This window comes from Providencia sp. 2.29, assembly GCF_015832305.1.
GTDB classification, from domain to species: Bacteria; Pseudomonadota; Gammaproteobacteria; order Enterobacterales; family Enterobacteriaceae; genus Providencia; species Providencia stuartii.
On the sequence record NZ_CP065420.1, the window covers coordinates 171935 to 182133 of the forward strand.

Sequence of the window (10199 nt, forward strand, 5' to 3'; positions counted from 1 at the left end):
GGCTTATTATCGGCGACTAGGCGTATTTTTCGGCGTAAGCCAACATAGCTTTTTCAAAGCAGTCGAACGGGGGATGCACAATACCAGCCCCGATCATACCGATACCTGCGTCTTTGTGGGCGATGGCCGTATTGATGACCGGAAGGATACCGCTGGCGGCAACCTTGGTAATATCAATGGCTGTGGGGATCCCCATAAAACCTAACAGCGGGATCGTGACGTTAGGGTTTTCACCTAATGTGATCTCTCGCATTTGACGTGAGAAATCGATGGCCTCTTCAACGGTTCCTCCGACCAAAGCGACAATGGCAGGAGCGGTTGCCATGGCGAATCCGCCAATGCCATAAGTCTCGGTAATGGCGGAATCACCGATATCGAGGCCTGAATCTTCGGGTTTATAGCCAGCAAACATCGGGCCGATAACTTGCTGTGAAGGGCCTGTAAACCATTGACCCGGTAGCCCACTGATACGTAATCCAAATTCATAACCATTACGCGCCATGGTGGTAACGACGGTGCTGTATTCGATACCATGAGCCGCATCCATCGCCGCTTTACACATCGCCATCCATGTAGGGCCAGAGAAGTAATCGCTGCTTGCGACAAAATCAAAAACGTCTTTTTGTTGAGCAACTGAGAAATCCGTTTGGATGATATAAGGGGTCAGTGCTTGGATAAGCAGCGTGGTGCCTGCGTTATTACGGTTATGGCACTCATCCCCCATATGCAGTGCTTGAGCCAACATCAGACGCAAGTCGATTTCGCCGGCCAGCTTCATAGCATCACGTAGCATTGGGCCTAAAACATCACGCATCCAGTTCAAGCGGTCAATCACACTTTGGTCGTTGGCTCCCATGCGTAAAATTTTTGCCATTTGCTCACTGAGGTTGGTAAATGCGCGGTTACCATAGGTTTTGTTTTCGACAATGTGCATAAACATTGAGGCAGAGGTCACACCCGCCATAGAGCCAACACAGTCGTGTTCATGACAAGGGGAAAAAATAATCTCGCCAGAAGCGGCTACGCGTTCGGCATCTGCTAAATCTTTTGCTAGCCCTTCAAATACCAGTGCGCCAGTCACTGCGCCTTTCATTGCGCCACACATGTCTTTCCATTCAACAGGCGGTCCAGCATGTAAAATGGTGTTTTTAGTCATCCCCGGTACGACGTTAATGGCTTGATCATAGCCAACAAGTACAGGTTGTGACTGAATAATGCGTTCTAAGGCCTGCGCATTGGCAGCGGCAATTTTCTCTTGTAATGCGCTATTACTTTCAATTTTATCTAATGCGTTGATCACGGCAATATTGCCTTGCCCAGGTGGCGTCCAATCTAAGTGCGTGACGGGAACATGCTGCTTTTTAAGGTCATCACTGAACATTTCGATGCCCACGTTAATCACATTTAATGGCTGTTTAAATAATGAAGTCATTACGCATTCTCCCCTTTCCAGACAAATTCGCGGGCTAACAAACCGGTGTTGGTACTACTACTTGCCCAAATCACACCTGCATCGGTGAGCATTTTCACTTGGGCATCCATGGATGGAGTGTCTTGGTCAGTACCGAGAACATAACCAAGGATTTCCAGCTCTCGACCCTCTTGTTTGGCAATCTCTTTTGCTGCTTTGATGGCATCGATCATCACGCCAACAGGATCTTCATGGGAGCCGTATCCCAGCACAAAATCCATAACGATAACGCCGACTTCTGGGTCACGAGCCTCTTGCAGTAGTCGTTCGATACGGTTGGTCGGATCAATCATTGGATGGGGTTTACCATTGGTGAAGTCATCATCACCAAAATCTAAGAAGGTGTGTGCGATGCTCTGGTTAAGATCGCTTAAGCGATATTCAGGGTTTGGCTGGATATTACTGTAGACATCATCATATTTTTCTAAAGCGGCAAACATCGCTTCATCACATAAGGTGCCACCACAAAATAGACCGCGAATGTATTTTTGCTTTGGTGATAGTTTGGCTCTGACTTCTTCAATGAGAGGCCAATTGAGTGAGTGTAAATTCAGTTGTTCTTTTTTGATACCGGTGAGTAAAACCGCTTTCAATGCTGCCTCTTTGGTGCTTTTAGCAAAGCTTAAGCCAGGCTTATCGTCGGGGATTGGCTGATTACCGAGGAAACAGACCACCACAGGTTTATGGCATTTTTCGGCTTGTGCTAAAACTTTTTTAGCGACGGTGGCGGCTGGTGGCTTAGAAATTAACACAATGACGTGAGTCTCTTCATCAGCATCAAGCATTTTTAGGGCATCAATCATCATGATCCCGCCGATCTTTTCACTCAGATCGCGTCCTCCCGTCCCGATCAGTTGTGAAACGCCCGCGCCAAACTCATGAATACGTACACTCAGTTCTTGGCTGCCTGTACCGGAGGCGCCAACAATACCGATATTGCCGCGACGAACGTTATTCCCAAAACACAAAGCCGCGCCATTGATTATTGCGGTTCCACAGTCTGGCCCCATCATCAATAATCCTTTACGGCTAGCAAGCTGTTTTAAGGCTAGCTCATCATCAATAGAGACATTATCAGAGAACAGCATGACATTAAGGTCATTTTCAAGAGCAATACGGGCTTCACGAGCAGCAAACTGACCATTAACCGAAATGACCGCTAAGTTGCTTTCTGGAATATGGCTATGCGCCGAATGGAGAGTGGCATATTTGGCTTCGTGTTGTGACCCACCTTGATTTTTCTTATTAAATAGCGCTTCAATGGCAACAAGCGTCGCCTCATTCGCTTCATCGCTGGCGCCTTTAATGACAATCATTAAATCGCCATTTTTTGCCGCTTCTAATTCTGGTGTTAATAACCCTAAATTTTTCAGCACGCCTTTATTCATCTCTGTTGCCATTGCCACAAATGCCTGCTCAACATTGTCGAGTTGATTGGCTTTAGTGGAGATAGACATCAGTGATACGGAATCAAAATACGTATTCTTTTTGATGACAACTTTAGTCGACATACTTTTCTCCAAAGTAGAGGGTCAGGTACAGTGCATCACGAATGCCTAATAACATGTCGCTGCCTGAGCTTGACCCGATATCTAAAATCTTTTGCAACTGCGAATAAGGCTTGGCGTCATTTGTATTTGCAGTCGCTAATATGTGTAGTAGTTGCAGCAAATTTTCTCGATAGTGACGGTTTACTGCTTTTTCTAAGGTAATGGCACTGACTTTAGTGGTTGCCTCTTTAGCATGGCGAATACCCTGTTCAAAAAACGGATGCAGACATTGAGCTGGATGATGTTTAAGTAATAAAAACGCCATTAATCCAACCAAATAATCATCCCCAGATGGGGTCAAACCAATACCTAGGCCAATAAACTGCCTAACCATTTCAGGCAATTTTTGATGGTCTTTTTTCTTTAATAAATTAATCAGTTCAATGCGTAATGAATTTAATTTTTTTGCTGCGGTTAAATAAAATAAATTATCTCCATGATAATGAAATAAAGAGTGTCCTTCTCTTTTTAGCAAAACATCGATTACGCTTATTTGTGTATTTAAAAAGGATAAATAGGTTTTTTTATTGATGTTTTCTGGGATAAAACACACATTATTGGGCTGCCATGGATGGCAAAAGCAAAACGATATAAAATAATATTTACCCAAATACAGTGTTTTATTACAGAAATAAATATATTCCCCTTCTTTTAAATTTAATTTAGATAAGTCGTTATTCAATAATCGACAACTGTTAGGGGCATTATCTAATTCAGCACTGAGTAAAGTAAAAAGCGTATTATTAATAGAGATATTAATTGCTTTACGAAAAACTTGCTCTATTTGTCCTGAAAATGTAGGCTGATCGAATAAATTTAAAAATGTCGCATCAGCCGAAAGCCCAAACAGTTGTTGCCTTTGAGTCTTGGTCTTGTTCACAAGCCTCCTTGTGATGCACTATGCGCCCGCTGCGATTAGTAATTCAGCAATTTCGTGATAGCCTTTTTCGCGTGCTAGTTCTAAGGGTGTTTTACCGTATTTATCCGTCATATGTGGGTTGGCGCCGTGGTCGAGTAACAGCTTGACGATCTGTTGCTGCTTTTTGCCGCCATCATTTAATACGATGGCTTCAAGCAGTGGTGTCCAACCGACAAAGTTGGTGTGATTCACATTGATATCTGTTTTTTCGAGTAATTCACGGACGATTTCAACATGGCCTTTTTCGCTGGCGGGGGTGATCCCTACACCACCAAAGCGAGTTAATAAATCAAGATTGGGCTTAGCGGGAAGGACGATACGTAATAGGGTTAAGTCATTATTCAAGCAACTTAACAAAAAGGGGTTGAAGCAAGTTTGGTCTTGCTTATTAATATCCGCACCGGCATTAATGAGGAAAGTGACGCATTCGTAATGTTTATTTAAACTTGCATTTACGATAGCTGTCCGGCCTTGGCGGTTGGTAGTATTGATGTCCACTCCTTTGTCGAGGCAGTGCTTCAATAACGCTAGGTTGCCTTGTTCTGCTGCGGATAAAAACTCTTGCTCTAATGTCATGGTTTTCCCCTTATTTGGTTATCTGCATTTCATTGACGACAACCAAAATAGATAAAGACAATTTTAAATGTAATACCCAATCCGCATTATGTATGAGAAGAATGGGTATTTTTATGATGGATTAAGCATAGCAAGCTGTTGAAATAAATAGAATCCATTTAAAATTCATTCATCAATAGCAGCCTTGATTATTGAATTAAAATCAACAATTTCGTTTTTTTGTGCGCGAAAGCATAATTTTTCATCAATTCCTAGGCTTTTTTGCGTAATAAATGACCGAAACAATCCAATTTCACTGGTCAATCAGATAGGCAATAAAGGATTTAGTCAGTTTTGTGATAAGCATCAAACTAAAGGTTTTGCAACTGTTAAAAATGTGAATTAATTGATCGAGATCAGCGAGATTGTTAAGGGGATGCTCTAGTATTTATTTCAATGTTATTAATTATTTTGATTATAAATTAATGGGCTTTCTTTGCAGTTAATTCATCTAAAAAAGATAGCCCTGATAAATGGCTCAGTATGATAAAAGATTTCTTTTAAACGTAATAAAATGGTTGATAAACAACCAATATCTATAGGTTATTAAATATAATTCACATATATTCTTCTTACTTTAAGCGACAGGGTTGTTGGCGGTATTCACGGATCTGAGTCTCGCAGTGATCGATGTTGCTAGTGACCCCGCTATGTTCTGCCTTTCTGTAGCTCGAATTATTTTGATTATAAATTTTTTAATTTCTTTCTATCCAATTTCGGGTCACCAGTATGAATTCAATATTTACCGAAGAAAATTTACTGACATATACAACGGCTGCAAAATATGCCAGTTTTAGTAAGGCGGCAGAAGAGTTGGGGATCACCACGTCTGCGGTTAGTTACACCATTAAACGTATCGAAACTTATTTAGACGTGGTGCTATTTATTCGTGATACACGGAATATTGAATTAACAGAAGCGGGTTACTACTTTTACCGCAAAGCCACGGATTTATTAAATAACTTTCATCTGATCAAAAAGAGTATTTACTCTATTGAGCAGGGGATTGAAGCTCGGGTGCGTATTTGTATTAATCAGTTGCTATATACGCCTTATCACACTGCAAAATTGCTGCAAATCCTTAAAAAACAATTTCCGACTTGCCAAATAACAGTGACCACTGAGGTGTATAACGGGGTATGGGATGCCATCATCAATAATCTCTCTGATATTGCGATTGGTGCACCAGGCACTTTGATGGATGGCGGAGGCATTGATTATACGGAAATTGGGGCAATTCATTGGCAATTTGCCATTTCAGCAACGCATCCATTAGCGTTGATGCCTGAGCCTATCGCCGAAAGCCAGTTGCGCTTATATCCTAATATCATGGTAGAAGATACAGCACATACCATTAATAAGCGGGTTGGTTGGCTATTGCATGGGCAAGAAGCGATACAAGTTCCTGACTTCAATACCAAATGCCAATGTCAGATTTTAGGTGAGGGGATTGGTTTTTTGCCGGATTATATGGTGAAAGAGCATGTTAAGAATGGCCTGTTGGTCATAAAACAGATCCAAAACCCACGGCAAGACTCGCACATGTTATTAGCAACTCAGCATTCTGCGACGGGCCTCGTGACACAGTGGATCCGTAGGGAATTCACCGCAAATGGGATTCTAACGAAACTCTATAGTGATTTGTTAAAACCCATTAATTAGCCCGTCACATTTTACGTGTTTATTGAACGGTGACATCCAGAGCTTTATTGATAGCGTCAGGGATCACGCTGCCATGGCTTTGATTGGGGTAAAGTGTAAATTCACAATGGCGTCCATGGTCGCTGAGCATGGTGCATAATTGGCGTGAGGTTATCCAACTTGAGCGTGATTGATAATGCTTAATCTGCTCCTCGCTGAGACGCGATAAATCAGGCTTTTCTTCTAACTCTCCTAAGGTGATAAATAAAGGTGACGCATTTTGTTGTTGCGTTAACTGAGCCTTATCTATCATTGTGCCTTTTCCCCACCATAAAGAAGGGCTAGCAGAAACAAAAGATTGAAATGCCGTAGGATGCTTTTGATAAGCCATCAACGTAAATAGCCCACCAAATGAATGCCCAAACAGGGTCTGTTTTTGTTTATCAATAGCAAATTGCTGCTCCACCCAAGGGCGAATTTGGCTTGTCAGAAATTGAGATAGTTCCTCTGATCCACCACCTTGTGCGAAATCATCACCAGCAACGCGGGGCGTATAATCGTAGGTACGCAATTGCTTAGGAAAGGCTTCATGGATTGGATAACCGACCCCAATAATAATAGGCAGTTTATCTTTGGGGAGTTTTTGGATGGCGCGATTGACGACAAGCGGGAATATCCCATTGCCATCAAGCATATACAGCACAGGTCTTGGTGACTGCATCCCATGAGGCACAGCACTAAAAATTCGATAGGTACGGCTTCCCTTTGAGCTATGGGGATTTTCCATATCATGATGCTGAACATCATAAAATTGGCTGACTTGCTTATCCAATGCCGGAGGGGTTTGCGATGGGCGAGCATAGGCGGTCGTCAAAGCCATTGAAAAGAGTAAACTGGAGATAATAAGTTTATTTATCATTTGGTATTTCGTTTCGTTTGCTCTTGGTACACACTCAATTCGGTGTTGAACAGATCCCAATCCCCTTTATAGGTAAGAGCGAAATGGTTTCTATCATTGTGTATCTCAGTTTTGGTATTTTTCTGTTTTGATTCGCCACGCATCGTATATTCAGCGAACGATTTACCCGGCGTTGAGGTACGCTCTTGCGTTGTTCTACCCGCTTCAAGTAAAAAGGTTTGATTTTCGAGTGGGGTAAAAGTCAGTTTTGCTGTCAGGCTACGATTATCGCGTTTGTTATGGCCCTCAGTAATTTTATCTTCTTGGCGGTAATCGCCACCACCATACAGTTGTAGCCCTAATTTATCGTTGATCAATGGACCGGATAGGTAGAAATTACCATCAGTAGAATCACCACTATCACGGTTTTCTTGTAAAATACCACCCAATGCTACATTGCCATGCCATTCATTGGTCACCTTTTTCGTGATGATATTGATAACCCCACCCATTGCATCTGAACCATACAAGGAAGACATGGGGCCGCGGATCACTTCGATGCGTTCAATCGCTTCAACGGGAGGCATAAAGCCCGCTTCAAATCCACCACTACCATTTGGGCGAGATTCACGGCTATTTTGGCGGCGACCATCGACCAATATTAAGGTGTATTCGCCGGGTAGGCCGCGAATATTAATATCTTGTTTATTGGCACTACCAACAATACTCACGCCTTCGACATCTTTTACGGCATCAGCTAAGTCGCGAACGGGTTTATTTTGTAGCTGCTCTTTAGAGATAACCGTAATACTCGCGGGGGCATCGCGTAACTGTTGTGAATATCCCGATGCAGTCACAATCATTTTGTCTGGATCTTCTTGGGCGAAGGCAGGAAGAGATGAAATGGCAGCGATAACAGCCGCTGCGAGTTGTGTGTAGTGGCGTTGAATAGACATGGTAACCCTTAAAACAAAATACAAATGTAAATGAGAGTAATAATCATATTGAATACAAATAGTATCACCGAAATAGATGAAAAATAAATAAGTGATTTGCTAATTAAATGATAAAAATGAGCGGTTAACAGGGATGAAGTAAAATGATCAACAAGCTGCAACTTCTACGCTATTTAGACGTTACAATTGAGAAATAGAATATAGCCATAAAATAAATCTGGTTAAGGCGGGTTATATTAGAAAAATAATATTTATCAAATAGTTCATTAATAAAGTGTCAACTTGATTACAAAATAGAAATTTCAAAATTAACTTAATTGACATTGTTAATTCGCTCACCTAATGTCAGCAAATAAAAGCTATTCTGTGAATATGGGCATCCTCCAATTATGTCAGTATCAGCATCACACTCATCAATGCCATTATTTCGAATCTCTGCTGCCATGTTTTTTTCGTATATGACCGTTGGACTGCCATTAACGGTGATACCCCTCTTTGTCCATCAAGAATTAGGCTTTAGCGATGTATGGGTCGGGGTGGTCGTTGGTATTCAGTTTCTGGCGACAGTGTTGACTCGAGGCTATGCAGGCCGCTTAGCTGACCAAAAAGGCGCTAAAAGAACCACGTTGCAAGGGATGTGTGCCTGTGGAATATCAGGGGGCTTCTGTTTGCTCGCGGTATTATTACCTCTCGCACCTTTGTACCAAATTCTATTATTGATGGTAGGACGTTTGGTTCTTGGTTTAGGGGAAAGCCAGCTGTTAACAGGTAATTTGACATGGGGTATGCGGCTGGTTGGGGCGACACAAGCGGGCAAAGTCATGTCATGGAATGGTATGGCGATTTATGGGTCGCTAGCGGTTGGCGCGCCGCTCGGGCTTGTTATCTACCAACATTACGGTTTTGTCGCGGTGAGTGCGATGGTTATGTTGTTGCCCTGCATCTCTTTGCTGATTAATGGCACGGTACCTGCGGTGGCGCCTTTACATGGCAAATGGCTTCCTTTCTGGTCAGTGATCCGCAAAATTTGGAAAATGGGTATCATATTGGCGCTAAAAGGTATCGGTTTTGCGGCAATTGGTACCTTTATTTCCCTGTATTTTGTTTCTGAACAGTGGGGAAATGCTGGACTTGCCCTCAGTGCTTTCGGCTGTACTTTTGTATTAGTGCGGGTGCTGTGGGGCGGGCTGCCAGATAAAATGAATGGTTATCGCGTCGCAGTAGTCTCTCTTGCCGTAGAGTTTGTAGGGTTGCTCATATTATGGGCGGCACCAGTGTATGGGGTTGCACTCTTAGGTGCAGCCTTGACGGGGGCGGGGTGTTCATTAGTTTACCCTGCCGTGGGAACGGAAGTGGTTAAAACGGTGGCGCCTCAAATGCGTGGAACCGCATTAGGTGGTTATTCCGCTTTCCAAGATATCGCCTATGGTATTACTGGGCCGTTAGCGGGTATGGCGGTGGTTTATTTGGGATATCGAGGGATCTATTTTATTGCGGCACTCTGTGTACTATTTGCGTTGATAATGACGCTATCGGCAATTCGTCATACTCAAAAAGTGACGTGAGTATCTCGATAAGTTGCGTAGCCATAAGCTACGCAACGATATTAGTTGGCTTATTTTTTAGCGTTTTTTACTTGTTCAACAAAGTTAGCCTTCGTGTCTTTTTTACAGGCATCAATCACAACCGGTGTGAGTGTTTGGATACCATCAACATCTAAAACTGCATCTTCAACTTTATCTTTTTTAGTTAATAGCTCACCAAAGCCGACAGCCGTTGGGTAAAAATTATCATCGATAGCTAAAAACTCTTCACACGTCCACTCTGCTAAAGGCTTAGTATCGTTTTTTTTATCTTCAGCCATTGCTGAAAGGCTCGTTAATGAAGCTGCAATAATGCCGACAATAAAATATTTTTTCATAATTTCACCTTAATATTTAACGATCATTGGATGAGTTTTTCATAAAAGGTTCTAATATGGATATAGAAAAATATCCCTATTTCTTAATCATCATAGATGATGAAAAATAAAAAACAAAGAGCGCAAATCGATAGTATTTATATGATTATTTAAATACTATCGGTATTGATTCAATATTGTAAAATAAAACGCAAACTCATCATTTAATGACAATAAAAATTAAATACC

At 42.1% G+C, this 10199-nt stretch carries 8 protein-coding genes and 1 pseudogene; 2 read left to right on the plus strand and 7 right to left on the minus strand.

The genetic code is table 11. The annotated features are described in order from the left end of the window. Window positions 1-16: 16 nt before the first annotated feature. The 4 genes from I3B46_RS00725 to I3B46_RS00740 are packed head-to-tail and all read right to left on the minus strand — an operon-like array spanning window position 17 to window position 4516. Window positions 17-1432, minus strand: coding sequence for a DUF1116 domain-containing protein (locus I3B46_RS00725; RefSeq protein ID WP_004926279.1), 1416 nt, complete (start codon window positions 1430-1432; stop codon window positions 17-19). Next, the gene (gene fdrA / locus I3B46_RS00730; RefSeq protein WP_004926280.1) at window positions 1432-2982 is read right to left on the minus strand and encodes an acyl-CoA synthetase FdrA; all 1551 of its coding nucleotides are present in this window, start codon (window positions 2980-2982) and stop codon (window positions 1432-1434) included. Before fdrA ends, I3B46_RS00725 begins: the two co-directional genes overlap by 1 nt. Then, a complete protein-coding gene (locus tag I3B46_RS00735) occupies window positions 2972-3901 on the minus strand; it encodes a DUF2877 domain-containing protein (RefSeq protein ID WP_163761894.1) in 930 nt (309 codons plus the stop codon). The genes fdrA and I3B46_RS00735 overlap by 11 nt, the downstream gene beginning before the upstream one ends. Before the next feature lie 18 nt (window positions 3902-3919). Continuing rightward, window positions 3920-4516, minus strand: coding sequence for an ankyrin repeat domain-containing protein (locus I3B46_RS00740; protein ID WP_104873077.1), 597 nt, complete (start codon window positions 4514-4516; stop codon window positions 3920-3922). Window positions 4517-5284: 768 nt separating this feature from the next. Between I3B46_RS00740 and I3B46_RS00745 the strand changes: the two genes are divergently transcribed. Next, a complete protein-coding gene (locus I3B46_RS00745) occupies window positions 5285-6217 on the plus strand; it encodes a LysR substrate-binding domain-containing protein (RefSeq protein WP_004926286.1) in 933 nt (310 codons plus the stop codon). A 19-nt stretch (window positions 6218-6236) separates the two neighbouring features. On the opposite strand, the gene I3B46_RS00750 is transcribed toward I3B46_RS00745, so the two are convergent. After that, window positions 6237-7115, minus strand: a complete 879-nt coding sequence (locus I3B46_RS00750; protein WP_004926374.1) for an alpha/beta hydrolase — start codon at window positions 7113-7115, stop codon at window positions 6237-6239. Further along, window positions 7115-8050, minus strand: a pseudogene (locus I3B46_RS00755) (TonB-dependent receptor plug domain-containing protein); the annotation flags it as partial. The gene I3B46_RS00750 and the pseudogene I3B46_RS00755, both read right to left, overlap by 1 nt. A gap of 389 nt (window positions 8051-8439) precedes the next feature. On the opposite strand from I3B46_RS00755, the gene I3B46_RS00760 reads away from it, so the two are divergent. Next, window positions 8440-9615 (plus strand): MFS transporter, encoded by a 1176-nt coding sequence (locus I3B46_RS00760; RefSeq protein ID WP_036942320.1) that lies wholly within the window; start codon window positions 8440-8442, stop codon window positions 9613-9615. Window positions 9616-9665: 50 nt separating this feature from the next. Here I3B46_RS00760 and hdeA read toward each other — a convergent pair whose 3' ends face one another. After that, window positions 9666-9971: an acid-activated periplasmic chaperone HdeA gene (gene hdeA, locus I3B46_RS00765; protein ID WP_004926290.1), complete on the minus strand. Its 306-nt coding sequence runs from the start codon at window positions 9969-9971 to the stop codon at window positions 9666-9668. Between the last annotated feature and the right edge of the window lie 228 nt (window positions 9972-10199).